The sequence below is a fragment of the Moheibacter sediminis genome, from assembly GCF_900176425.1.
GTDB classification, from domain to species: Bacteria; Bacteroidota; Bacteroidia; order Flavobacteriales; family Weeksellaceae; genus Moheibacter; species Moheibacter sediminis.
Genome location: NZ_FWXS01000007.1, coordinates 106,938 through 130,363, shown reverse-complemented (window position 1 = coordinate 130,363; position 23,426 = coordinate 106,938). Strand labels below are relative to the sequence as shown.

At 34.7% G+C, this 23,426-nt stretch carries 26 protein-coding genes and 1 riboswitch; of the genes, 16 read left to right on the top strand and 10 right to left on the bottom strand.

Going from position 1 to position 23,426, the window contains the following annotated elements:
- Positions 1-16: 16 nt before the first annotated feature.
- Together pheT and B8977_RS11190 are read left to right on the top strand one after the other, a co-directional pair.
- On the top strand, positions 17-2,458 hold the full coding sequence (gene pheT / locus B8977_RS11195; RefSeq protein ID WP_084017807.1) for a phenylalanine--tRNA ligase subunit beta: 2,442 nt from the start codon (positions 17-19) through the stop codon (positions 2,456-2,458).
- Between the two features lie 11 nt (positions 2,459-2,469).
- A complete protein-coding gene (locus tag B8977_RS11190; RefSeq protein WP_084017806.1) occupies positions 2,470-2,892 on the top strand; it encodes an META domain-containing protein in 423 nt (140 codons plus the stop codon).
- A 40-nt stretch (positions 2,893-2,932) separates the two neighbouring features.
- On the opposite strand, the gene B8977_RS11185 is transcribed toward B8977_RS11190, so the two are convergent.
- From B8977_RS11185 to B8977_RS11165, 5 genes are read right to left on the bottom strand one after another with little or no spacing between them, the layout of a single operon-like run.
- A complete protein-coding gene (locus B8977_RS11185; RefSeq protein WP_084017805.1) occupies positions 2,933-3,589 on the bottom strand; it encodes a YggS family pyridoxal phosphate-dependent enzyme in 657 nt (218 codons plus the stop codon).
- Positions 3,586-4,830 carry a DUF1015 domain-containing protein gene (locus tag B8977_RS11180; RefSeq protein WP_084017804.1) on the bottom strand — a complete coding sequence of 415 codons (1,245 nt, stop codon included), beginning with the start codon at positions 4,828-4,830 and terminating at the stop codon, positions 3,586-3,588. Before B8977_RS11180 ends, B8977_RS11185 begins: the two co-directional genes overlap by 4 nt.
- Before the next feature lie 21 nt (positions 4,831-4,851).
- Positions 4,852-5,811 carry a D-2-hydroxyacid dehydrogenase gene (locus tag B8977_RS11175; RefSeq protein WP_084017803.1) on the bottom strand — a complete coding sequence of 320 codons (960 nt, stop codon included), beginning with the start codon at positions 5,809-5,811 and terminating at the stop codon, positions 4,852-4,854.
- Positions 5,812-5,839: 28 nt separating this feature from the next.
- Positions 5,840-6,913: a 3-phosphoserine/phosphohydroxythreonine transaminase gene (serC, locus tag B8977_RS11170; RefSeq protein WP_084017802.1), complete on the bottom strand. Its 1,074-nt coding sequence runs from the start codon at positions 6,911-6,913 to the stop codon at positions 5,840-5,842.
- 58 nt (positions 6,914-6,971) lie between these two features.
- A complete protein-coding gene (locus B8977_RS11165) occupies positions 6,972-7,322 on the bottom strand; it encodes a 4Fe-4S dicluster domain-containing protein (RefSeq protein ID WP_084017801.1) in 351 nt (116 codons plus the stop codon).
- A gap of 119 nt (positions 7,323-7,441) precedes the next feature.
- Here B8977_RS11165 and B8977_RS11160 point away from each other — a divergent pair, with 119 nt between their 5' ends.
- From B8977_RS11160 to B8977_RS11115, 10 genes are all read left to right on the top strand, one after another.
- Complete coding sequence (locus tag B8977_RS11160; RefSeq protein ID WP_084017800.1) at positions 7,442-8,482, top strand: acyl-CoA reductase; 1,041 nt, start codon at positions 7,442-7,444, stop codon at positions 8,480-8,482.
- Between the two features lie 240 nt (positions 8,483-8,722).
- The gene (pyrH, locus tag B8977_RS11155; RefSeq protein WP_084017799.1) at positions 8,723-9,427 is read left to right on the top strand and encodes a UMP kinase; all 705 of its coding nucleotides are present in this window, start codon (positions 8,723-8,725) and stop codon (positions 9,425-9,427) included.
- Positions 9,428-9,505: 78 nt separating this feature from the next.
- Positions 9,506-10,060: a ribosome recycling factor gene (gene frr, locus B8977_RS11150; RefSeq protein ID WP_084017798.1), complete on the top strand. Its 555-nt coding sequence runs from the start codon at positions 9,506-9,508 to the stop codon at positions 10,058-10,060.
- Positions 10,061-10,135: 75 nt separating this feature from the next.
- A complete protein-coding gene (locus B8977_RS15030; protein WP_143736475.1) occupies positions 10,136-10,588 on the top strand; it encodes a hypothetical protein in 453 nt (150 codons plus the stop codon).
- Positions 10,589-10,594: 6 nt separating this feature from the next.
- Complete coding sequence (locus B8977_RS11140; protein ID WP_084017796.1) at positions 10,595-11,110, top strand: DNA-3-methyladenine glycosylase; 516 nt, start codon at positions 10,595-10,597, stop codon at positions 11,108-11,110.
- A 64-nt stretch (positions 11,111-11,174) separates the two neighbouring features.
- Positions 11,175-11,846: a response regulator transcription factor gene (locus B8977_RS11135; RefSeq protein ID WP_084017795.1), complete on the top strand. Its 672-nt coding sequence runs from the start codon at positions 11,175-11,177 to the stop codon at positions 11,844-11,846.
- Positions 11,847-13,118: a sensor histidine kinase gene (locus B8977_RS11130; protein ID WP_084017794.1), complete on the top strand. Its 1,272-nt coding sequence runs from the start codon at positions 11,847-11,849 to the stop codon at positions 13,116-13,118. It begins immediately after the preceding gene.
- Positions 13,119-13,192: 74 nt separating this feature from the next.
- Positions 13,193-13,645, top strand: coding sequence for a PepSY-like domain-containing protein (locus tag B8977_RS11125; RefSeq protein WP_084017793.1), 453 nt, complete (start codon positions 13,193-13,195; stop codon positions 13,643-13,645).
- A 21-nt stretch (positions 13,646-13,666) separates the two neighbouring features.
- On the top strand, positions 13,667-14,131 hold the full coding sequence (locus B8977_RS11120; protein WP_084017792.1) for a PepSY-like domain-containing protein: 465 nt from the start codon (positions 13,667-13,669) through the stop codon (positions 14,129-14,131).
- Positions 14,132-14,256: 125 nt separating this feature from the next.
- Positions 14,257-14,700 carry a PepSY-like domain-containing protein gene (locus B8977_RS11115; protein ID WP_159447487.1) on the top strand — a complete coding sequence of 148 codons (444 nt, stop codon included), beginning with the start codon at positions 14,257-14,259 and terminating at the stop codon, positions 14,698-14,700.
- Between the two features lie 84 nt (positions 14,701-14,784).
- On the opposite strand, the gene B8977_RS11110 is transcribed toward B8977_RS11115, so the two are convergent.
- From B8977_RS11110 to B8977_RS11100, 3 genes are all read right to left on the bottom strand, one after another.
- Positions 14,785-14,976, bottom strand: a complete 192-nt coding sequence (locus tag B8977_RS11110; protein WP_084017790.1) for a cold-shock protein — start codon at positions 14,974-14,976, stop codon at positions 14,785-14,787.
- An 89-nt stretch (positions 14,977-15,065) separates the two neighbouring features.
- Positions 15,066-16,910 carry a DEAD/DEAH box helicase gene (locus B8977_RS11105; RefSeq protein ID WP_084017789.1) on the bottom strand — a complete coding sequence of 615 codons (1,845 nt, stop codon included), beginning with the start codon at positions 16,908-16,910 and terminating at the stop codon, positions 15,066-15,068.
- 218 nt (positions 16,911-17,128) lie between these two features.
- Positions 17,129-17,749, bottom strand: a complete 621-nt coding sequence (locus B8977_RS11100) for a hypothetical protein (protein ID WP_084017788.1) — start codon at positions 17,747-17,749, stop codon at positions 17,129-17,131.
- Positions 17,750-17,829: 80 nt separating this feature from the next.
- On the opposite strand from B8977_RS11100, the gene B8977_RS11095 reads away from it, so the two are divergent.
- The 4 genes from B8977_RS11095 to B8977_RS11080 all read left to right on the top strand — a co-directional run bounded on the left by B8977_RS11095 (position 17,830) and on the right by B8977_RS11080 (position 21,916).
- The gene (locus B8977_RS11095; RefSeq protein WP_143736473.1) at positions 17,830-18,372 is read left to right on the top strand and encodes a hypothetical protein; all 543 of its coding nucleotides are present in this window, start codon (positions 17,830-17,832) and stop codon (positions 18,370-18,372) included.
- A gap of 30 nt (positions 18,373-18,402) precedes the next feature.
- Positions 18,403-18,909: a hypothetical protein gene (locus B8977_RS11090; RefSeq protein ID WP_084017786.1), complete on the top strand. Its 507-nt coding sequence runs from the start codon at positions 18,403-18,405 to the stop codon at positions 18,907-18,909.
- Between the two features lie 121 nt (positions 18,910-19,030).
- Positions 19,031-19,139, top strand: a riboswitch (SAM riboswitch).
- A 140-nt stretch (positions 19,140-19,279) separates the two neighbouring features.
- Positions 19,280-20,461: a trans-sulfuration enzyme family protein gene (locus tag B8977_RS11085; RefSeq protein ID WP_084017785.1), complete on the top strand. Its 1,182-nt coding sequence runs from the start codon at positions 19,280-19,282 to the stop codon at positions 20,459-20,461.
- 279 nt (positions 20,462-20,740) lie between these two features.
- A complete protein-coding gene (locus B8977_RS11080; protein ID WP_084017784.1) occupies positions 20,741-21,916 on the top strand; it encodes a homoserine dehydrogenase in 1,176 nt (391 codons plus the stop codon).
- A gap of 131 nt (positions 21,917-22,047) precedes the next feature.
- On the opposite strand, the gene B8977_RS11075 is transcribed toward B8977_RS11080, so the two are convergent.
- On the bottom strand, positions 22,048-22,833 hold the full coding sequence (locus tag B8977_RS11075) for a phosphatase PAP2 family protein (protein WP_084017783.1): 786 nt from the start codon (positions 22,831-22,833) through the stop codon (positions 22,048-22,050).
- Position 22,834: 1 nt separating this feature from the next.
- Positions 22,835-23,422, bottom strand: coding sequence for an HD domain-containing protein (locus B8977_RS11070; RefSeq protein WP_084017782.1), 588 nt, complete (start codon positions 23,420-23,422; stop codon positions 22,835-22,837).
- Between the last annotated feature and the right edge of the window lie 4 nt (positions 23,423-23,426).

The following is a 23,426-nucleotide window of genomic DNA, read 5'->3' as shown; positions in this document are numbered from 1 at the left end:
AAAATAAAAAACACAGATGAAAATTTCATACAATTGGCTTTCCTCCTATTTAAAAACAGATATTGACGTTCAAAAAATTGGAGAAATTTTGACCAACATTGGTTTGGAAGTAGAAGGAATCGAAGCCGGTGAAGTCCATAATAATGGTTTAGAAGGTGTGGTTGTCGGAAAAGTGACTTCACTTGAAAAACATTCCAATGCTGATAAATTGAGAGTTGCGACGGTAGATATCGGAATGGGCGAAACTTTGCAAATCGTTTGTGGGGCACCAAATATAGCTGAAGAACAAAAGGTTGCGGTGGCTACTGTCGGAACAGAGTTGATTGGAAATGACGGTAAATCTTTCAAAATAAAAGAAACCAAATTGAGGGGTGTTGATTCTTTCGGGATGATTTGTTCGGAAGCGGAATTGGGATTCAGTGACAATCACGACGGAATTTGGGTTTTGGAACCTTCTGTGAAAATCGGAATGCCCATTTCAGATTTGATTAAAAAATCAACTGATACAGATGTGATGTTGGAAATTGGTTTAACGCCGAATAGAACCGACGCAATGAGTCATTTTGGTGTTGCAAGAGATTTAAATGCAGCGCTGAATGTCTTGAAAATCCATTCGGAATTTAATGCTTCAAATACGGAAGAATTTGAAAGTTTGGCAAAAAATTCAAATCAAAATACTATTCAGATTGAAATCAAAAATCCTGAATTAGCGCCGCGTTATGCTGGAATTTCTTTGACAAATATATCTGTAAAAACTTCGCCGGAATGGCTTCAAAACAGATTAAAAACCATTGGTCTACAACCGATTAACAACGTTGTAGATATTACTAATTATATTCTTCACGATTTAGGACAACCATTACATGCGTTTGATGCTGATAAAATTAATGGCAAAAAAATCATCGTTCAGACACTCACGCAAGGAACTAAATTTAAAACATTAGACGGATACGAAAGAGAATTAAATGGTTCTGAATTAATGATTTGTGATGAAAAAGGCGGACTTTGCATGGCTGGAATTTATGGAGGACTTGATTCAGGCGTAACTGAATCAACGAAAAACATATTTCTAGAAAGTGCTTATTTCGAACCAGTTACTATTCGAAAAGGTTCTAAATTTCATGGCTTGAATACTGATTCTTCTTTCAGATTTGAAAGAGGAGTTGATCCTAATATGACAATTACAGCTTTGAAAAAAGCAGTAATTTTATTAACGCAATATGCAGATGCTGAAATAGTTGGAGAAATTCAGGATATTTATCCAAATCCAATTCAGAATTTCAAAGTGGTTTTGAGGTACCATAAAATCGACCAGCTTTTAGGAGAAAGAATTCACAGAGAAAGAATTAAAAATATTCTGGAATTACTAGATATCAAAATTATTTCTGAATCCAATGAGACTTTAGATGTTGAAATTCCTCCTTATAGAGCAGATGTTCAGAGAGAAGTCGATTTGATTGAAGAAATTTTGAGAATTTATGGTTACAACCAAATCAAAACGCCGGAAAAAATCACTTTTTCTGTAGTTAAAAATGAAATAGTTGACCATCAAAAATTGGAGAATAAAGCTGCCAATTATTTGGTTTCTTTGGGATTTCATGAAGCGATGAACAATTCATTGACCAAAACAGAATACCAATCTGTATATGGTTTAGAGGAAAATGAAGGTGTAAAAATGCTCAATCCTTTGAGTGGAGATTTAGCCGTGATGCGCCAAACAATGTTAACCGGATTATTAGAAAATACAGCCTACAACATCAACCGTAAAACTGCTGACATCAAGCTTTTTGAAATCGGAAAAACTTATAAAAAACTAAAAAAGGGTTACGAGGAAACTTATAAACTGGCTTTGCTGATTTCCGGAAATACTTCCCGTGAAAACTGGACAAAATCTACTCAAAAAACAAGTTTCTATCATTTGAAAGGAACTGTTGAACAGCTTTTGAAAAGATTGAATCTAAATGATGTAAAACAAAAACCAGTTTCTATTCCAAATTTTTCAGATGTTATTTCTTTAGAATTAAATGGAAAAGTATTGGGAATCGCAGGTATTGTAGATCAGAAAATTCTGAAAAAAGCGGATATTTCCCAAGATGTTTTCTATGCAGAATTGAATTGGGAAATGGTGGTTGAATTTGCTTCTCTATATAAACTGCAATACAAGGAAATTTTAAAATTCCCGGCTGTAAAAAGAGATTTGGCTTTACTTTTGGATAAAGGAATTTCGTATGCTGATTTGTATGAATCGACTTTGAATATGAATTTAAATTTATTGAAATCCGTTCAGTTATTTGATGTTTACGAAGGAGATAAATTACCGGAAGGGAAAAAATCTTATGCTTTGAGTTTTGTTTTGCAGAATGAAGAAAAAACTTTGGCGGACATAGAAATTGAAAAAACAATGAATGAATTAATTCGTAACTTTCAGAAAAATTTCAATGCTGAACTAAGAAATTAAAATTTATAATAATGAAAAAATCAATCATTTACATAGTTTTCGCAGGTTTGTTCATGGCTTCATGTAAAACTGCTCCGGTTGCAGATTTCAACAAAGTAAAACAAATCATACAATCCAACACTTGGATATTACAAGATGAGGGAGGAAACGCCAAAGGTTTCAATGGACAAGATGTAACGATGAAATTCACACAAGACAACGGCATGCAGGCGGTGGGATTTGCAGGATGTAATAATTATTTTTCAAGCGTTGATTTACAGCCGGCAAATATCAAATTCAGCCAAGCTGGTTCTACGATGATGGCTTGTCCCGATATGGAAAATGAACAAGCTTTTTTGGAATTATTGACCCAAGTGAATGGTTATGAAGTTTCGGGAACTGAATTGCGTTTGTTTCAAAACAAAATTTTACTTTTGAGGTTCAAGACGAAGTAAGATTAAATTTATAAAGCCTTGTTTTTACAAGGCTTTTTTATTAATGATAATTCCTTTCTCCAAAAATTGAACTTCCTACACGAACCATGGTGCTCCCTTCTTCTATAGCGATTTTGAAATCACCACTCATTCCCATTGATAAAGTTTTGAGCTCTGAGTTTTGAGTTCTGAGTTTATCAAAAACTGATTTCAGGTATTTGAATTCACTTCGGATTTGATTTTCGTCTTCGGTAAAAGTTGACATTCCCATCAGTCCAACGATTTCGACATTTGGATAATCGGATTTATAATTTGAGATAATTTCTTCTGCTAATTCAGCATACATTCCAAATTTCGAATCTTCTTCCGCAATTTTAATTTGTAACAAACATGGAATGATTCTGCTACATTTCGCAGCCTGTTTGTTTATTTCTTTCAACAAATCCAAGTTGTCAACACTATGAATCAGGTAAACAAATTCAGTGATGTATTTGACTTTATTTTTTTGAAGATGGCCTATTAAATGCCATTTGATATCTTTAGGTAAAAATTCGTATTTGGAAACGAGTTCCTGTACTTTGTTTTCTCCAAATTCAATTTGCCCGGCATCGTATAATTCCTGAATTGCTTCTGCAGGCTTGGTTTTGGAAACCGCAACGAGCGTTACATTTTCTGGTAATTCGTTTTGAACTTGTTGAAGATTTTCTACAATACTCATTCTTTCAAATCAAAAATCGTAAGTCCGCTCAGTGGTTTGGGTTCGATGTATGTACTTTTTGGAGGCATCTTCAATCCTAAATCTGCAATTTTTTCCAAATCTGCAGAATTCACCGGATAGAAAAAGAATCCGGCTTTGAAACCTTCTTCATCCACTTTTGCTTTCAAAGATTTTACACCTTCCACATTTCCAGTTCCCCGAAGGAAATCAATTCTTTCATCCGTTCTGGAATCGTGGATATTGAGAATTGGTTTCAAAATGAATTCTTCAAATAAATATGTGTCCAATTCAGACAAACCTTTTTCAGTCAAAGCTTCTTTTTTCACAAATAAACCATAGAATTTACCATCCAAATACATTCCAATATGGTGTTTTTTAGATGGAAAAAATGGAGATTCACCGCGTTCGGTGACATCAAATTTATCTTTTAATAATTCTATAAATTTCTCAGAAGTGTAACCATTTATGTCTGTCAATAAACGATTGTAATCTTTTATAATCAGCTCACGATCAGAAACTAACATTGCTAAAGTGTAATTAAATGGCTCAGTACCCACTGAATTTTTCTGTTGATTTCTTATGTTTTTAGTATAAACATAAGAACTCTCCATTCTGTGGTGACCATCGGCAATGTAAAGTGCTTCATTTTTTTCAATAGAATCTTTGAATTGCTGCAAGTTTAAACGATTTTCCACCTGCCAAAGCTGGTGTTGATTTTCTTCTTTGTCTTTGAATGAAATCGTCGCTAAACGTTTCATTTCTACTTCCATCAACAAATCAATTCTTTGGTTATGACTATAAGTCAATAAAACCGGTTCGGCATGGAAATTTACATTTTGTAAATACTCAGCAAACAATTCTGTTCGTTTTGTAAGCGTTTCTTCATGCTTTTTGATGCTTCCATTTTCATAATCATCCATGTGTACCAAACCGATTATTCCACGAACACGTTCTTTGGTTGGTTTCGTAATTTGATAAATATAAAAGGAAGATTTATCGGTTTCAGATTTTTCGCCTTCGGCAAATGCTTCAAAATTCGCTGAAACTTTCCGGTGTTTGGATTTCGTTTCCGAAATCGATTTGTCCCAAGTCGGTTTAATAATATGAAGAAACGAATCGGCGTTTGATTCCAATTCATTTTTCAATTCCTCAGAATTATAAGCATCAACTGTTTTCGTTGAAAAAAAGCCCGCAATATCTTTTACGGGCCGAATTCCTTTAAAAGGTTTGAACTGCGGCATAGTGCAAATTTAAGAAAATTTTCACACAGTTGCCTGTTTGTAGAACGTAGTAATTTGTTCTGCCAATTCAATACCAATGCGTTCTTGTGCTTCTTCTGTGCTTCCTGCCAAGTGTGGAGAAAGCGACAAGCTTTCTTCCATCAATAATTTTATGCTTGGAAACGGCTCTTTTTCAAACACATCCAAAGCTGCACCACGAAGTTTTCCGTCTTCCAAAGCTTCCAACAAAGCTTCTTCATCGACTACTCCACCGCGTGCTGTATTGACAATCATCGCACCGTCTTTCATTTTTTCAATTTCACGCGCACCAATCACATAACCTTCTTGTGCCGGAATATGCAAGGTAATGATGTCAGATTGAGAAATTACTTCATCAAAACTCTGAATATCAAAATGGAACATCAAACATTGACCATCAAAAAATTCAACAGGAACGGTTGCTTCTGTATAACTTCTGTCATAAGCAATTACTTTCATTCCTGCTCCGATAGCGAGTTTGGCAACTTCTCTTCCGATTCTCCCGAATCCTATAATTCCCATAGTTTTACCTCTCAATTCAAAGGCTTTACCATAAGCTTTTTTCAAATCGTTGAATTTAGTTTCACCTTCCAACGGCATATTTCGGTTGGACATGTGTAAATTTCTGTACAATGAATAAGCGTGCGCCATCACCATTTCTCCAACTGAAGCTGAAGAAGCAGCAGGTGTATTGATAACCAAAATTCCTTTGGACTGCGCGTATTCCACATCGATGTTATCCATTCCTACTCCACCGCGACCGATGATTTTGAGATTGGTTGCATCGATTAATTCTTTACGAACTTTGGTAGCACTTCTTACCAAAAGTACTTCTATATTGTTTTCGTTGATGAAATTTGCGAGTTGATCTTGTGCGACAAATGCTGTGATAACTAAAAATCCTTCTTTTTCAAGATAATCTTTACCTGCTTTTGAAATTCCGTCGTTTGCTAATATTTTCATTTCTGTAATTTGTATTAAATCTTAAAAATTATCCGAATTTCTGTTCAAATTGTTTCATTACGTCAACCAAAACCTGAACACTTTCAATCGGTAAAGCATTGTACATGCTTGCGCGGTATCCGCCAACATCTCTGTGTCCTTCCAAGCTTGAAATTCCGGCTTCTTTCCACAATTTATTGAATTCAGCTTTCAAACTTTCATCTTTCAAAACAAAAGTTGCATTCATTTCAGAACGGTCTTCTACTTCTGCAGTTCCTGTGAATAAAGCATTTCTGTCAATTTCAGCATACATCAATTCAGCTTTTGCCTGATTTCTTTTTGTAATTTCAGGAACACCACCTAAATTTTTCAACCACTGCAAATTCAACATCACACCATACACCGCCAAAACAGGCCAAGTATTAAATGCGCTTCCTTTGTCAATGTGCGTTTGAAAATCTAAATATGCAGGAATATTTCTTCCGGTTTTACCCAAAACTTCTTTATTGACAATCGTTACAACACTTCCCGCAGGACCCATATTTTTCTGTGCTCCGGCATAAATGACATCAAATTTAGAAACGTCAACCGGCTTGCTCAAAATATCAGAAGACATATCACAAACCACAGGAACAGGACTGTCAGGGAAAGATTTCATCTGTGTACCGAAAATAGTATTGTTGGATGTGCAGTGAAAATAATCTACATCTGAAGGAATGGTATATCCTTTCGGCACATAATTGAAATTTTTATCTGCCGAAGAAGCAATAATCTGAACTTCTCCCATTCTTTGTGCTTCTTTGATAGCGCTTTTTGCCCAAGCTCCGGTTTCGGTGTAAGCTGCTTTTCCTCCGTTTAATTTCATCAAATTAAAAGGAACCATCACAAACTGCAAGGAAGCCCCACCTTGGGTGAAAATCACTTCGTGCGTATCAGGCACATTCATTAAATCTTTTACCAATTGGATTGCGGTATCTATAACTTCCTGAGCATCTGCTCTTCTGTGGGAAATTTCCATAATGGAAGAACCTGAACCGTTGAAGTCCAAAACTGCTTCTGACATTTTTTGGAAAACTTCCTGTGGAAGGATGCAAGGACCTGCGCTAAAATTGTGGATTTTCATAAATAAATTTTGTTTTTGTGTTGTAAGTTTTGCGTTTTATTTTTTTGATTAATTCAATTTATTCTTTGTGCATAAATGCCTTTTTACTCAATAAACGTTCATCGCTTTCCACATGATCATCATCGGGCACACAACAGTCAACAGGACAAACGGCGGCACATTGCGGTTCTTCGTGAAAGCCTTTACATTCCGTACATTTATCGGGAACAATGAAATAAACTTCATCGCTCACAGGCTCTTGCGCTTCATCGGCGTCGAAAGATTTCCCATCTATATTGATTATATTTCCTGAAAGTTCAGTTCCGTCGGCGTATCGCCAATCCACTGCTGCTTCGTAGATTGCAGTATTTGGGCACTCAGGTTCACACGCTCCACAGTTGATACATTCATCAGTGATTATGATTGCCATTATTATTCTCTTTTATTTTATATTTTGAATCTTAAATTTTAAATGAATAAGAACCGTTTATTACTACTTTCTAATTCACTAAATTTGCACTCCAAAATTACCACATTTTTTTATACTATATGTCAATTCCAAGCCGTATTTCCGCAATTTATGATTTAGGTCAGTTTTTTTCATTCATCACTGAAAATGAAACAGATAAAGATTCAAATCATTCTAAATTCAAATATTTACAAGATGAATTTTTTGCAAAATTAAAATTAGCTGAAATCCATAATCCGTGGTTTACGCAAGACAATTTGAAATTTTGTCTGGAACAATGGGGAAAAATTTTGACCAAAGAAAATCTAAATAATTGGGTTAAAGATTATTCCGAAACGCAAAATTCTAAAGGTGTAGGCATCATCATGGCGGGAAATATTCCGCTCGTGGGATTTCATGATTTGATTTCGGTTTTACTTTCCGGACACCATGCAATTGTGAAAACTTCTTCAAAAGACGATATTTTGATGAGTTTTGTTATTGATTATTTATTGGAATTTGATGCGTTAAAAAATACAATTCAAAAAGTCGAAAGATTGAAAAATCATGATGCTGTCATTGCCACCGGAAGTAATAATACGGCAAGATATTTTGAGTTTTACTTCAAAGAAATTCCGCATATCATTCGCAAAAATAGAACTTCCTTGGCTGTTTTAAATGGAAATGAAACGGAGCAAGATTTGAAAAAATTATCAGAAGACATTTTCAGGTATTTTGGTTTAGGATGCAGAAATGTGACCAAAATTTATTTGCCGAAAGGATTTAATACAGATAAAATATTTGAATCATTTTTTGATTGGAGTCACATCATCAATCACACCAAATATTCTAATAATTACGATTACAATCGTGCAATTTACTTGATGGGAAGTGAAGATTTTCTGGATAATAATTTTGTCGTTTTAAAGAAATCTGAAGAATTATTCAGTCCGATTGGTGTAATCAATTATGAATTTTACGAAGATTTGAATGAAGTCAAAAATGAATTAATTCAAAACGAAGAAAAAATCCAATGTGTTGTTGGAAATAATTTCGAAATAAAATTTGGCGATACACAAAAGCCGTCTCTCACAGATTATGCTGATGGCGTGGATGTGATGAAGTTTTTAGAAAGTTTATAATTAAATTCAATAAATTTGATTTTATCAATTGATTTAAAATGTGCACAGAATCCAAAATCTCCAAACGAATAAAATCTTTACCAAAAAATGCTTTGGTTGAATTGGAGTAATTTTTAAATTACTTGGATTACAAACATTCAAAATTTAGCATTTAAAATTTAAAATAAAAACTCCTCGTCTCTCTAATTTCACTTTTCACTTTACTATATTTGCACTGCAAAATCCCAATAATTCACAATTATGAAATACAAAAGAATACTCCTGAAATTAAGTGGCGAAGCATTGATGGGCGACCGTCAGTACGGAATTGACCCTGAAAGACTTAAAGAATATGCTGAAGAAATAAAATCAGTGATAGGTTTAGGAGTTGAAGTAGCAATCGTAATCGGCGGCGGAAATATTTTCCGAGGTGTAGCCGGTGCTGCTAACGGAATGGATAGAGTTCAAGGAGATTATATGGGAATGCTGGCAACGGTCATCAATTCGATGGCATTGCAGTCTGCACTTGAGGAAGCGGGTGTTTATACACGTTTGCAAACCGCCATCCGAATGGAACAAATCGCTGAGCCATTCATCAAAAGAAGAGCAACACGCCATCTCGAAAAAGGAAGAGTTGTAATTTTCGGTGCGGGAACGGGGAATCCGTATTTCACAACCGATACTGCGGCGACTTTGAGAGCAATTGAAATCGATGCTGACGTGATTTTGAAAGGAACACGTGTTGATGGCATTTACACTGCTGATCCTGAAAAAGATCCGACTGCGACTAAGTTTGATACGCTTTCTTTTGATGAAGTTTACCAAAAAGGATTGAACGTAATGGACATGACGGCTTTCACTTTGAGTCAGGAAAATAATTTACCGATTATTGTGTTTGATATGAATACGAGAGGAAATCTGGAGAAATTAATCAAAGGTGAAAACATCGGTACCCTGGTAAATTAAAAATGTTGAATTTTAAATTTAAGATTAGATATTATATATTCGCAAAACTAATTTCGGATTTCGAAAAAAGATTAAAACATGGAAGAATTAGATTTAATATTGGAAGAAGCAAAGGACCAAATGCAGAAAGCATTGGAACATTTAGATAAAGAATTGATGAAATTACGCGCCGGAAAAGCGACTCCCGGGATGCTTTCTACAGTGAGATTTGACTATTACGGAAATTCTACTCCGGTCAGTCAGGCTGCCAATATCAGTACGCCCGATGCTCGGACTTTGACCATCCAGCCATGGGAAAAAGGTTTGATCAATGAAATTGAAAAAGCAATCATCAATGCCAATTTGGGTTTTGCGCCGTCTAACAATGGTGATATGATCATCATCAGCATCCCGCCTGTGACAGAAGAACGTAGAAAAGAATTGGTAAAAATGGCAAAAGCGGAAGCAGAACACGCAAAAGTAAGCATCCGAAATTCGCGTAAAGATGCCAACAATGACATCAAAAAAGCTGAAGACGCTTCAGATGATTTGAAGAAAAGTTATGAAGACAGAGTTCAGGGATTGACTGATAAATTCGTTGTAAAAACGGAAGAAATCCTTGCTGCAAAAGAAAAAGAAGTAATGACGGTTTAAAATTATTCTAAACTTATAAAAAATACAATGCTGCTTGATTGAATTTTAAGCAGCATTTTTGTTTACATTAGCTTTATGAGCAAAACCATCTTTACATTTCTATTCCTATTAATTAGTTGCTTCAACTACTCTCAAGCATGTTGTCATATTAATTTCAAATACAGTGGCAAAATAAATTCTGATAACTTTAAAATAGATAAGATTTACTTACCTTCTACTTCATATTTATCTGAATTAAGTGATTTAAATGAAGCAAGCTCATTTTATATTTTCAATTTAGAATCTAATTCTTTTTCTAAAGAATTTATTTCAAATAGAAGTGGTAAATTTTGCATGGAACCACAAATGATTATTGATAGATATTTTAAACAAATTGAAAATTATACAATACAGATTACCGAAAAAATGAAAGATCATGCTGGAGTATTTAAAACTTACACATTTGCAATTCCTGTTGAACAAATCAAATTCAAGATTGATGATAAAAATCAAATTGAAATTATATTACCAGAAATTAATTTAGAATAATACATTTTGAATAAAAGAATTCCAAATGATTTTTTCCAAAACAACGATGCACTTTTCGTTGCAGAAAATTTAATTGGAAAAACTTTAGTGCGTGATTTTGGGAACGGAGAAGTCATTCGTTCCAAAATCATAGAAACTGAAGCTTATTTTGGAGGAGATGATTTGGCTTGTCACGCCAGCAAAGGACGAACTCCACGCACCGATATTATGTTTCAAGATGGTGGAAAAATTTATGTTTACCTGATTTACGGAATGTATTGGATGCTGAATTTCGTGACTGGAAAAGAAAATCATCCGCAAGCAGTTTTGATTCGTGGCGTTGAAAATTGTATCGGTCCCGGAAGATTAGGAAGAATGCTTCAATTGGACAAATCCTTTTACGGTGAAGATTTAGAAACTTCAAATCGAATTTGGATTGAATATTCTCAAATACAAGGAACCATCATCACAACCGCAAGAATCGGTATCGACTATGCCGGAGAAATCTGGAAAAACAAACCTTGGCGATTTGTCCTGACTTAAAATTCCCAATTTCTTCCAGAATTCAATTCTAATTTTGCCTTCATTTTTGGTTTAAATTCGTAGTATGAAAATCCTGATTATAGAAGACGAAAAAGAATTGTTGCAAGTGATGAAAGATTCGCTTGAAAAAGACAATTATCTCATCGAATCGGCTTCAGAATTTCATTCAGCTTTGGACAAAATCATTTCTTATGAATATGACTGCATCCTTCTGGATATTATGCTTCCCGGCGGAAACGGATTGGAATTGCTTTCAGAATTAAAAAAAAATAAAAAGAATGAAGCCGTCATCATAATTTCGGCTAAAGATTCCATCGATGACAAAGTTTTAGGGTTGGAATTGGGCGCTGATGATTACCTCGCGAAACCTTTTCATTTGGCTGAATTGACCGCACGTGTAAAATCTGCAATCAGAAGAAAAAATCAAAATGGAAGCAATTTTGTTAATTGGCGAAATGTCCAGGTTGAACCGGAAAATCGAACTGTAAAAGTCAATGATGAAGAATTAATTCTGAACCGAAAAGAGTTTGATTTATTGTATTATTTCATCACCAATCCTGAAAGATTGATTACCAAAACATCGATTGCTGAATACGTTTGGGGTGACCATGCCGAACAATCAGACAGTTTAGATTTTGTGTATTCACAAATCAAAAATTTACGCAAAAAACTCAATGAAGCACAAGCTGACACTGACATTCAAGCAGTTTACGGTGTTGGTTATAAATTAATCTAAATGAAAAATAAATCGCTTAAATATTCAACGCTTCGTTATTTAGTGATTGCCATTTTGGGAATTATCGCGATTTGGGCTGCATCATTTTACCTCTTGATTATTGAGGAGGTTTACGATAATATTGACGACGGACTCAAAGACAGCCGCATCAGAATTTTGCATGAAATTGAATCGGATTCTGAAATTTTACAAACGGTTGACTACGGCATTGCTCAATTCAAAATCACACCTTTACCGATAGGAAATTATTCGAAAAAAATCCATATTTACAATTCCAAAATGTACATGGCTTATGACAATGACGACGAGCCTGTGAGGATTTTACAGACTATTTTTAAAAATCAAAATCAGAATTATCAGTTAGAAATTTATACTTCGACGGTTGAAGAAGATGAATTTATAGAAAACCTACTCATTGCTTTATCAGCTCTTTACATAGCGCTTGTCGGTAGCATCATCCTCATCAATCATTTCATTTTGAAAAAGGCTTGGAGTCCGTTTTATATAATTTTAAATAATCTGAAATCATATAAAATCGGAACTAAAAAAGGTTTTGAAAAAACAAATTCTGAAATCATAGAATTTGACGAATTAGAAGCTGAATTATCTGCAATGATCGATCGAAATGAAAAGATTTATGAACAGCAAAAACAGTTTATCGCCAATGCTTCGCATGAATTGCAAACACCTTTGGCTATTGCTGGAAATAAATTAGAATTGCTCATCGAAGAAAAAGACATTACTGAAAATCAAGCACATAAAATCGGCGAAATTAATGAGATGTTGAATCGTTTGAAAAGATTAAATAAATCACTTTTAACTTTGTCAAAAATTGAAAATAATCAATTTCAACATAAAGAAAATTTGAATTTCAATGAGTTGATAAAACAATCTTTGTTTGAATTGGAAATGATGACTGAATTCAAAAAGATTAATGTTACAATTAAAGAAAATGGAATTTTTCAGTTTGAAATGAATGCAGATTTAGCTGGAATTTTAATCAATAATTTATTGAAAAATGCGATTGTTCACAATGAACAAAATGGATTTCTAAACGTTTTTATTTCTCCAGAAAAAATATCCATTCAAAATCCGGGCGAAAATCCACTTAATTCTCAATTCATTTTTGAAAGGTTTTATAAAGACGAACAAAATGAAAATTCTACCGGTTTAGGTTTAGCGATTGTGAAATCCATCGTTAAAATTTATCCAGAATTATCTATCAATTATCGTTTTGATAGCAGGCATTATTTTGAATTGGAGAAAAAATAATTCGTAAAATTCATTATTCCCAATTCTTTCCAGAATCCTTCCTGAAATTTGTCTCATAATTAAAAACAACAGTTATGAACACAAAATTCAATTTAGTAAAAGCGGTTATGACATTAGGAGTTTTTGTTTTGAGTTTCCAGGTAAATGCGCAGGAAACTGTCATCAAAACAACTGAGCTTCCTAAAACTGCCCAAGATTTCATTTCTAAAAATTTCTCCGGACAAAAAGTAAGTCAAGCAATTAAAGACAAAGGAATGATCAGCACCGATTATGAAGTTTGGCTCGACAATGGTGTGAAAATCGAGTTTGACGGCAACGGAAATTGGGAAGAAGTGGATGGAGAAAATGATGCGGTTATTCCTACAGGATTCATTCCTAAGAAAATCACATCTTATGTTTCTAAAAATTTTCCAACGCACAAAATTTCTAAAATAGAAAAAGATTCAAATTCTTATGATGTGGAATTGACAAATGGTTTGGATCTGGAATTCAAATTGAACGGAGATTTTTTAAGAATTGATGATTAATAATTAAATCCGAACACATATATGAAACTAATTTTTCTAAAAACAATCGTTGTTGCGGGAATTCTATTTTCTTTCACAGCATGCAACAATGACGATGACAACAACAATGAAACGAACATTTCGTTAGCCGAATTGCCGGAAGCGAGCCGCAATTTAATCGAATCAAATTTTACGGGAGCAACAGCAAATCGTGTGGTGAGGAAAAACGCAGCAGACAATGACGGAACTTTGTATGAAGTTTGGTTGAGCAATAATTTCGAGATTGATTTTGATACAAATGGCTTTTGGACGGACATCGACGGAAATATGCAGCAAGTTCCCAATGCCTTGATTCCTGAAGCAATTTTGAGTTATGCACAGGCCAATTATTCTTCATTTTTTATAGAAGGAATTGACAAAGAAACTTATGGATTTCAAGTTGAAATTTCAAATGATGTTGATTTGAAATTCAATGCTGACGGTACTTTCATAGGAATTGAAAATTAGAATTCTTTTTTTAGATTATATAAATCCTGTTAGCGTATAGCAGGATTCTTGTTTTCGAATGAATTGTCGAAATAATGTTGCAAACAAAAACTACGATTGTTAACTTTGAATTTAATACTATACTAATGATTCAAAATTTATCAAAAACACTTTTACTCTTTTTCCTGATTTTGTCAGGAGTTCATTTGAGTGCGCAGGAAAAAACCATTGATGAATGGGAACTTCCAAGAACGGCACGTGATTTCATTTCTCATAATTTTCCTAATCAAAAAATAACGCAGGCACTGAGAAAAGAGGAAGAGGGAAAGAAAGAATTTGAAACTGTTTTGGACAATCAAGTAAAAATTGAATTTGACAATCTCGGGTACTGGAAAAAAGTTCAGAGCAATGGCACTGTATTGCCAACTGAATTTATTCCGAAAAAAATCATGGAATATTTAATGGAAAATCACAAGAAAGAGAAAATCAATAAAATCGAAAAAGAATTACACACTTATGAAGTTGAATTGACGAATGGCGCTGATTTTGAGTTCAATTTAAAAGGAAGATTTTTGAAAAAGAAAGATTAAATTTTTTCCAAATTATATAAAAAACAAAAAGGTTCCGCTTATGCAGAACCTTTTTTGTCATGTTGTAAATCTTATATAAACTAATTAAGCTCTTCTAACATTTACTGCATTTTGTCCTTTTTTGCCATCTTCAATGTCAAATGTAACTTCTTCGTTTTCACGAACTCTGTCAACAAGACCTGTTACGTGCACAAAATACTCTTTTCCTGAAGCGTCATCTTTAATGAATCCATATCCTTTTGATTCATTGAAAAACTTTACGGTACCTCTGTTCATTCTATAAAAATTTAATTATTGGTAAAAATATATAAATAAATTTAACCAAACACTAAAATAAGTTAAAAAAATCTTAAAGAAAGAACTGCTTATCTGCTTCTTTTACCTTTAGAACGGCTTGCAAAGCTAGAGCTTGAACCGCCTCCTGATTTAGATTTCGATTTGAAATCTCCACCACCGCTTCTTCTGTTTCCTCCAGATCCAGAACCGGAACTTTTTTTGTATCCGTTACCACTGCTTCTGCGGTCGCCTCCTTTGCTTCCGTAACCTCCTCTTCTTTCGCCGCCACGATCACTTCTTTCATTTCTGTCTCCTCCTCTACCTTCTTTCTTTTCAGGGATTGAGATTTGAACTTCGATTTCGCCATCACCTTTAAATGACTCTAAAATCAATTGTTCGTGCGCAGAATCAGCTTCGAAAAATGAGAAGTTTCTCAATATCTCAATTTTTCCGATTTCTATATCACGCTTACGCGTTTTTTCGTTGATTAATCCAATTAAATTAGGAATTTTGATTTGTTGTTTCTGTCCAACATTGATATGGAATCTAGTCATTCCGTGAACATTTCCACCACGGATTTTACCACCTCTTTCCTCTCTTCCGGATTCTGAAACATTCAAATCTTTTGCATGTTTGTAGTAATCCAAGAAAGTTGTGAATTCCAAAGAAACAAAACGTTTCAATAATTCATCACGATCCATCCATTCCAATTTTTGAGAAATGGTTTCCAAGTACGGTTCGATTTGAGAATAATCAACATCGATTTTTTCAATTTTATCAATCGTCGCAAACAAACGTTTTTCAACAATTTCTTTTCCGGTTGGAACTTGTTTCGCTTCGATTTTTTTACCGATGATTCTTTCAAGATCTTTCAGTTTTCTTCCTTCTCTTGAATGTACAATCACGATAGAAACTCCTTTGTTTCCCGCTCTACCTGTACGTCCGCTTCTGTGTACATACACTTCCGGATCATCCGGTAAATTGTAGTTGATAACGTGCGTCAATTCATTCACATCGATTCCACGTGCTGCAACGTCCGTCGCAACCAATAATTGCAATTGTTTTCTACGGAATTTATCCATTACAGTATCACGTTGAGCCTGAGATAAATCACCATGTAAAGCATCTGCATTGTATCCATCTTCGATCAAGGCATCTGCAACTTCTTTGGTTTCTCTTCTTGTTCTACAAAATACGATTCCGTAAACATTTGGATTGATGTCCGCCAAACGTTTCAACGCCAAATAACGATCATTTGCACGAACCATATAATAATGGTGCTCAACGTCATTTGAACCTTCATTTGTTTTTCCGATTGAAATTTCTTCCGGCTTGTGCATGTATTCAGAAGCGATTCTGCGAACCTCTTTCATCATCGTTGCAGAAAACAACAAAACTTGTTTTTCTGAGGGCGTTGTTTCCAAAATCGAATCGATGTCTTCACGGAATCCCATGTTCAACATTTCGTCTGCTTCATCTAAAACCAACCAATTTATGTTGTTGATTTTCAATGCACCACGTTTGATCAAATCCAAAGTTCTACCAGGCGTTCCTACCACGATTTGTGGATTTTTCTTCAAACCATTGATTTGTTTCAAAGCATCTGCTCCACCATAAACCGGCTGGATCGCTACGTTTCCTAAAAACTTGGCGAAATTTTCTAAATCCTTGGTAATCTGCAAACAAAGTTCACGTGTCGGGCAAAGAATAATTGCCTGAACGGTTCTGCTGTCTGCATCTAATTTTTCTAAAATAGGTAATCCGAAAGCGGCAGTTTTACCGGTTCCGGTTTGTGCCAAAGCAATTAAATCTTTCTCAGATTCAAGGATTTGCGGGATGGCTTGTTGTTGGATGGGAGTTGGGTTAACGAAACCTAATTCGTCCACGGCTTGTAACAACTTTTTGTTCAAGCCTAATTCGTGAAATGTAATCATAAAATTTTTATTTGCCGGTAATCGGTCATCTGCCTTCGCACCGGAGATTGTTAAATCGAATGCGAAAAAGATGAACTTAAATGGCTACGCAGCCTAATAAAACCCAAAATGATCTTTATACATTCGTGTTTTCTACCCAGAAAACGGGTGCAAATATAAAAATTATTTTTGGATAAATCACTAAACCTTATATTTCACTGTAAATCAATCAGTAAAAACTACAATGGAATGAAAATTCTGGGACGGAAAATGGCGCAGATCATCAAAATTAAATAGCCAATTAGTATTGGATAAAAATATTTTGGAATTTTTTGGATGAATTCTTTCACATTAAGATCAGACTTAATTACAGATTCTAAGTCATGATGTAAAAAAAAAGTTCCACACATCATCACATCTTCATTATGTTGTTTGATATGAATTACCTCAAAAGTATTTTCTTCAAGTTTCCAACCATACCTTGGCTGTTCAGCTTTTTCCATTATGTTTAACAAGTTAACAATATCTCCATAAGTATTATCTTCAGTAAGCTGAAATCGAATGGCTGTTTTATCAATATTTTTTTCTTGTAAATCTTTAACTAAATTTAAATATTTGAGCTCTGTTTCATATGAAAAATTTGATGGTACTTTGACATCATCATATTTCATATCGGCAAAAACTTCAGCAAACTCTTCTTCTTCCATATAATCCTTTGGAGGCATATTAAAACCCAACACTCTGTAATCATTTTCCTGAATGTATTGCGTTCCATAATGCCACAAAATCAAAGGAATTACAATCAAACTAATGATTCCGGGAACGTAATAAATCTTTTTATGTTTTTTGAATTTGGACAAATTTGAAATTTCATTAAAGGTAAAAAATAAATTGAAAGAGTTGATTTGGTCTAATTTTTTCTATAAAAACGAAAATTTGAATGATGAAAAATTTAGTTTTGACCTTAACTTTTTTATGTTTTTCGGGATGGATGAATGCGCAAAGTCCGGGAGAAATTTATTTCAATTACGATGAATTAATTGGAATTAAAATCGAATCGGAATCCAATTTAAAAGTGTATTATAATTTGAAAGGAAAACAAGATTCGCAAGCCACAGATTTCACCAAAAATAACAACGGAATCCTACTCGGAAAACTCAATTCCAACGCCAATCCCAACATCAAAAAACTCAGCGGAGAACCTCTCGAACTCAAAGATGGAAATTTGTATTTGACTAAATACAGAATGTTTTTTTATTCAGACAAATCCAGAAAAACGATGGAAAATCAAGATTGCTACATCGTCAACAATGAGATTTTTTATGCGCCCAAAGGAAAAGTAAAAGGCAAGCTCAAAAAAGCCATCCAAAATCTACAAAAAGAATCTTTACAAACCGTCCAAATCAATTCCAAAACCACTTATGACAAACATGGAATCCATTGTCTGGGAGCTACTGAAATCTTAGGAATTCCTAAAAAATAATTTCATCTTTGCAGCTATCTAATTTAGCTCATGAAAAAAATAATTATACTTTTTGCCTTAATTTGTTCTGTAAATTCTTTCTCACAAGAAACCTCCAAATGGCGTTTTGGAGGCGGTCTCGGATTAAGTTTTGGAAGCAATGATTATTTTGGATTTGCCATTTCTCCGTTTGCCGGATATGAAATCATGCCGATGCTCGAAGCGGGTGTGACAGCGGGGTATCAATATTCGAAATGGAGTGATTCCAGACAAAATCTTTTCAATTTCGGACCTTATGTAAATTTTTATCCGATCCAGAACATATTTATCAGAACACATTTTGAACATTACATCGGTTCACAGAAATATGATTATGAATTTGGAGGCTCCAATAAATATAACTTTGATGAAAGTGCGCTTTGGGCCGGAGGCGGTTACAGAAGTTCCGGAAGAGTTCAATTTTTTGGCGGATTGATGTACAATGTGCTTTACAAAGAAGACGATAGTTTATTCTCAACAGGACTCAGACCTATCTTTGGTGTAAGCTTGGGGTTATAATTAACTTCATAAAACACAATAAATCAGTTAATTATAAGTTATTTTTAATTTTATTGAAATTTAATTTGGATAATTAAATTATTCAGCATTAAATTTGCAACCGAGAAGTTCATAACAATTATTCTTATCAAGAAAAGCTGAGGGAAATGGCCCGTTGAAGCTTTAGCAACCTCTTCTGTAAAAGGAAGAAAGGTGCTACGTCCAGCCGCTGCAAAGCGGAAAGATAGGTACAGACACAGTTTTAGATATACACAAAATATATACAAGGCTCTTCTGACTTATCAGAGGAGCCTTTTTTTATTTTGGCTTTTCTGATGCTGCTCTTGGTGAGATTTTAAATCAAAATAGTAACATTAAAAAATCTTATAAAATGAGCAGAATTACAGACATCATCCATTCAGTACCGGTAGATCCATTGACGGGTTCTATTTCAGTTCCGGTTTACCAAACCTCCACTTTTGTACAGGAAGCGCCAGGCGTTCACAAAGGTTACGATTATGCAAGAAGCAACAATCCAACCCGAAAAGCTTTGGAAGACATCATTGCAAAATTGGAAGGCGGAGACAATGCATTTGCTTTTGCGACCGGATTGGCAGCAATCGATGCTGTAGCTAAATTACTTTCGAGCGGCGATGAAATCATTGCGGTTGATGATATTTACGGAGGGGCATACAGACTATTCACACACATTTACGAAAAATTAGGCATCAAAATTCACTATGTTGACACGACCGATGCTGAAAACATCCTTGAATTCATCAATGAAAAAACAAAATTCATCTGGATCGAGTCTCCGACCAATCCAACTTTGAAAGTAACAGATATTCAGAAAGTTTCTGAAATCGCAAAACCATTCGGGGCACTTGTAGTGGTGGACAATACCTTTGCCAGTCCGGTAGCACAATTGCCTTTCGAATTGGGAGCGGACATCATCATCCATAGCGCGACCAAATACATTGCCGGTCATTCGGATTTGGTTGCGGGATTGGTGGTTACAAAAACACCTGAATTATCAGAAAAAATCAAATTCATACAAAATGCAACCGGAGGAATTTTAGGTCCGTGGGATTGTTTTTTGGCGATACGTGGTATAGAAACCTTAGAATTAAGGGTCAGACAACAAAGCGAAAATGCGAGTAAAATTGCAGAATATCTGACAACGAGGCAGGAAATAGACAAAGTTTATTACCCCGGATTAACTACACACAAGAACCACGAAATTGCAAAAAGACAACAAAACGGACTTTTCGGCGGTGTGATCTCATTTAGTTTGAAAGAAGATACGGTAGAAGCTGCAAACCAATTTGTGACTTCAACCAATTATTTCAAATTGGCAGAAAGTTTAGGCGGCGTAAAAAGTTTGCTTTGTCATCCTGCACAAATGACTCATGCTTCGATCCCAAGAGAAAAAAGGTTGAGCTCAGGGGTTCAGGATTCTTTGATCCGTCTTTCATGTGGAATTGAAGATGTGGAGGATTTGATCAAAGACATCGAAAATGCTTTGGGGACTTTGAAGTTAGAAGTTAAAGGTCAGAAGTTAGAAGCTCAATAAAATAATAATTATCGGTTGTCCCGCGCAAGGGATGGAGGCATCTGTTTGAGCTCTTCCCGTTTTTCACGGGAAAGCGAGTGACGAGAGCCCGACCGTGTTGCGATACCCTTTTGAAATTTATAAATGATTTGAATCGCAACAGGGATGCGCCCAATTAAAAGTTGGATAATTAAAAAAATAAAATCAGTTCATAGTTTTTAAATGATGAGAAAAGCACCGGTTATGTTGCGGTAAACTGTAGGGTCGGTGCTTGACTCTTTTAAAATTAAATCGAATTAAATGAAAAAATTAAACATAGGATTATTTGGATTTGGTGTGGTGGGTGAAGGGATTTATCAGGTTCTTTCAGAAAAGCCACAATTGAATGCCCACATCAAAAAAATTGTCATCAAACATCCTGACAAAAAGAGAAATGCTCCGTCGGAATTATTTTCCACAGAGGCGAATGACATTTTGAACGATGAGGAAATCGACGTGGTTGTGGAACTGATTGACGATGCGGACGCAGCTTTTGAAATCGTAAAAACAGCTATGAACAGCGGAAAATCAGTTGTCAGCGCCAACAAAAAAATGATTGCTGAAAATCATTTAGAATTGATTGAATTGCAACGGGAGAAAAATGTTTCCTTTCTTTATGAAGCCGCGGTTTGCGGAAGCGTTCCGATTTTGAGAAATCTGGAGGAATATTATGACAATGATTTGTTGAATTACATCCAAGGAATTGTCAATGGTTCGACGAATTACATTTTGACTAAAATGCGTTCGGAAAATGAAAGTTATGAAAGCGCACTGAAAGCCGCACAGGAAAATGGTTTCGCGGAAAGTGACCCAACTTTGGATGTGGAAGGATTTGATGCTGCAAATAAATTGAGCATTATCATTTTGCATGCTTTTGGGAGATTGGTTTCGACGGAAGACATTTTGACCAAAGGAATTACTTCGCTGAAACCGGAAGATTTCCAATACGCAAGTGAAAAAGGGCAAATCATCAAGTTGATTGCGAGCTGCAATCTGGATGCGGAAACGCAGGAATTAATCCCGACAGTAATTCCAACTTTTATTGAAAAAACGAAAACTCTGGGATTGGTCAACAATGAATTCAACGGGGTTTTGATTGGAAGTGCATTGGCGGACGAACAATTTTTGTATGGAAAAGGTGCCGGCAGATTCCCTACTTCTTCAGCGGTTTTGAGTGATATTTCTGCGCTTCGTTATGATTATAAATATGAATTGAGAAAAGGAGTCAGAAATGGATTTCATGGCGATGTTCCCGTGACGAGAAAGTTTTATGTGGGTTTTCATCCGGACATTCATTTCAATGCTAAATTGTTTCAAAACATCGATGAACACTACAAAAGTAAAAATTACGAATACATTACCGGAACCATCAATCTGAATGATTTGAAAAATTCGGGAATTGTAGAAAATAAGGAGATTTCCGTAATCGGATTTTAAGTTTTATTAGGTTTAAATTGTGAGTAAACCGGACAGAAATGTTCGGTTTCTTTATTTATTAACAATGAATTTTATGATGAATATTGGATAATAAAAAACTAAATAAAGTCAACATGTTTGATTCATCTAATCTAAAATCTTTTTACCAAGCCTATCCCAAAACTTTTATTTTGATAAAAAGGTATAACCATCGTATCATTATTTTTTCCTGAAAAAGCGGAACTTATTTTAGGGTATAAAAAATAAGCAAGTTCTGTCGATAGAATTCCAAAGCCTGCACCAGCTACAATATCGCCTACCCAATGCTTATCATTCAAAGCTCTGTAAACTCCTGTAAAAACAGCAAACGAATAGCCTGAAATGCTCAAAAGAAAGTTAGAATCTTTGTATTCCCGAAACATGAATTGTGCTGAAGAGAATGCTGTTGCTGTATGCCCTGAAGGAAATGATTTATTATTAGAGCCGTCTGGACGTTCTTCCCCTACTATATGTTTTAATGGGACAACAAAAGCAGCTGAAATCAATTGTGAAGATGCGTAGATAATTGTTCTGTCCTTAAAATTATTCTTTCCTTTTATCCCTGCAGCATTCAATCCATATACCATTACTGCAGGTGCATACTGAGTATAATTATCCAATCTAATATGATCTGGACTGTGCTCGTGAATTTCAGTTCGGGTTGAAAGATTCAATTGCTGAAGCTCATTCACTTTTAAACTTGCAATTCCATAGCTTACAAAAACAACAGGAACAATCAGATTTTTATAATTCAGACGATTTTCTTGGATACTGATATTTGATAATGTATCATTTAAAACAGGATTTACAATATCTATTTCTGTTTGAGCAAACAGATTTGTCGTGTATGAAACCAGAACTGTGATATACATCAATATTTTTGTGATGTTTGACGACATTTTATACTTGTTTATTTATTAATAATTGAAGATTAATGTCTTTAAATTTAGTCAAGACCTGCTTGCCATACTCAGTTTGATAGGTATGACCATCCATCACACAAATGTTTTCATTATTCCACTGTTCATCAGTAAAAGTCAAACCAAGGAAAACTTCAAATTCAAATCTTAATGCCTTCTCATATTTAAGATAACTTGCTCGCGTAAAATGATACATGTCTGCATCGCACAGAATTTTGTCGATTAAAGAATCAGGATACTGTGGAAATTTAGTCGCATCTATACATTTCAGTACTGCAGTGATATTTGCCGAATCCCATTTTAAACTTTCTAAAAAAGCTTTTGCTATTTTTTTACTTTCTTCTTCATGTCCGTGATAAGCATGAGCATATCCGCAATCATGAAACCATGCAGCTACTTCAACAATGATCATTTCCTTAAGAGATAAATTACAGGTCGTTCCGATTTCTTTCACAGCCTCTACCACCTCATAAGTATGACTGATGTTATGAAAAAGCAGTTTTTCGGAAAGATTATCTTTGAGAAATGATCGAATGTATTTCTCTGTTTCTCTTAGAATCAAATTCATATTT

Coding starts and splice junctions, on each gene's coding strand:
- pheT (WP_084017807.1), top strand. CDS start 17: ATGAAAATTTCATACAATTGGCTTTCCTCCTATTTAAAAACAGATATT.
- B8977_RS11190 (WP_084017806.1), top strand. CDS start 2,470: ATGAAAAAATCAATCATTTACATAGTTTTCGCAGGTTTGTTCATGGCT.
- B8977_RS11185 (WP_084017805.1), bottom strand. CDS start 3,589: ATGAGTATTGTAGAAAATCTTCAACAAGTTCAAAACGAATTACCAGAA.
- B8977_RS11180 (WP_084017804.1), bottom strand. CDS start 4,830: ATGCCGCAGTTCAAACCTTTTAAAGGAATTCGGCCCGTAAAAGATATT.
- B8977_RS11175 (WP_084017803.1), bottom strand. CDS start 5,811: ATGAAAATATTAGCAAACGACGGAATTTCAAAAGCAGGTAAAGATTAT.
- serC (WP_084017802.1), bottom strand. CDS start 6,913: ATGAAAATCCACAATTTTAGCGCAGGTCCTTGCATCCTTCCACAGGAA.
- B8977_RS11165 (WP_084017801.1), bottom strand. CDS start 7,322: ATGGCAATCATAATCACTGATGAATGTATCAACTGTGGAGCGTGTGAA.
- B8977_RS11160 (WP_084017800.1), top strand. CDS start 7,442: ATGTCAATTCCAAGCCGTATTTCCGCAATTTATGATTTAGGTCAGTTT.
- pyrH (WP_084017799.1), top strand. CDS start 8,723: ATGAAATACAAAAGAATACTCCTGAAATTAAGTGGCGAAGCATTGATG.
- frr (WP_084017798.1), top strand. CDS start 9,506: ATGGAAGAATTAGATTTAATATTGGAAGAAGCAAAGGACCAAATGCAG.
- B8977_RS15030 (WP_143736475.1), top strand. CDS start 10,136: ATGAGCAAAACCATCTTTACATTTCTATTCCTATTAATTAGTTGCTTC.
- B8977_RS11135 (WP_084017795.1), top strand. CDS start 11,175: ATGAAAATCCTGATTATAGAAGACGAAAAAGAATTGTTGCAAGTGATG.
- B8977_RS11130 (WP_084017794.1), top strand. CDS start 11,847: ATGAAAAATAAATCGCTTAAATATTCAACGCTTCGTTATTTAGTGATT.
- B8977_RS11125 (WP_084017793.1), top strand. CDS start 13,193: ATGAACACAAAATTCAATTTAGTAAAAGCGGTTATGACATTAGGAGTT.
- B8977_RS11120 (WP_084017792.1), top strand. CDS start 13,667: ATGAAACTAATTTTTCTAAAAACAATCGTTGTTGCGGGAATTCTATTT.
- B8977_RS11115 (WP_159447487.1), top strand. CDS start 14,257: ATGATTCAAAATTTATCAAAAACACTTTTACTCTTTTTCCTGATTTTG.
- B8977_RS11110 (WP_084017790.1), bottom strand. CDS start 14,976: ATGAACAGAGGTACCGTAAAGTTTTTCAATGAATCAAAAGGATATGGA.
- B8977_RS11105 (WP_084017789.1), bottom strand. CDS start 16,910: ATGATTACATTTCACGAATTAGGCTTGAACAAAAAGTTGTTACAAGCC.
- B8977_RS11095 (WP_143736473.1), top strand. CDS start 17,830: ATGATGAAAAATTTAGTTTTGACCTTAACTTTTTTATGTTTTTCGGGA.
- B8977_RS11090 (WP_084017786.1), top strand. CDS start 18,403: ATGAAAAAAATAATTATACTTTTTGCCTTAATTTGTTCTGTAAATTCT.
- B8977_RS11085 (WP_084017785.1), top strand. CDS start 19,280: ATGAGCAGAATTACAGACATCATCCATTCAGTACCGGTAGATCCATTG.
- B8977_RS11080 (WP_084017784.1), top strand. CDS start 20,741: ATGAAAAAATTAAACATAGGATTATTTGGATTTGGTGTGGTGGGTGAA.
- B8977_RS11075 (WP_084017783.1), bottom strand. CDS start 22,833: ATGTCGTCAAACATCACAAAAATATTGATGTATATCACAGTTCTGGTT.
- B8977_RS11070 (WP_084017782.1), bottom strand. CDS start 23,422: ATGAATTTGATTCTAAGAGAAACAGAGAAATACATTCGATCATTTCTC.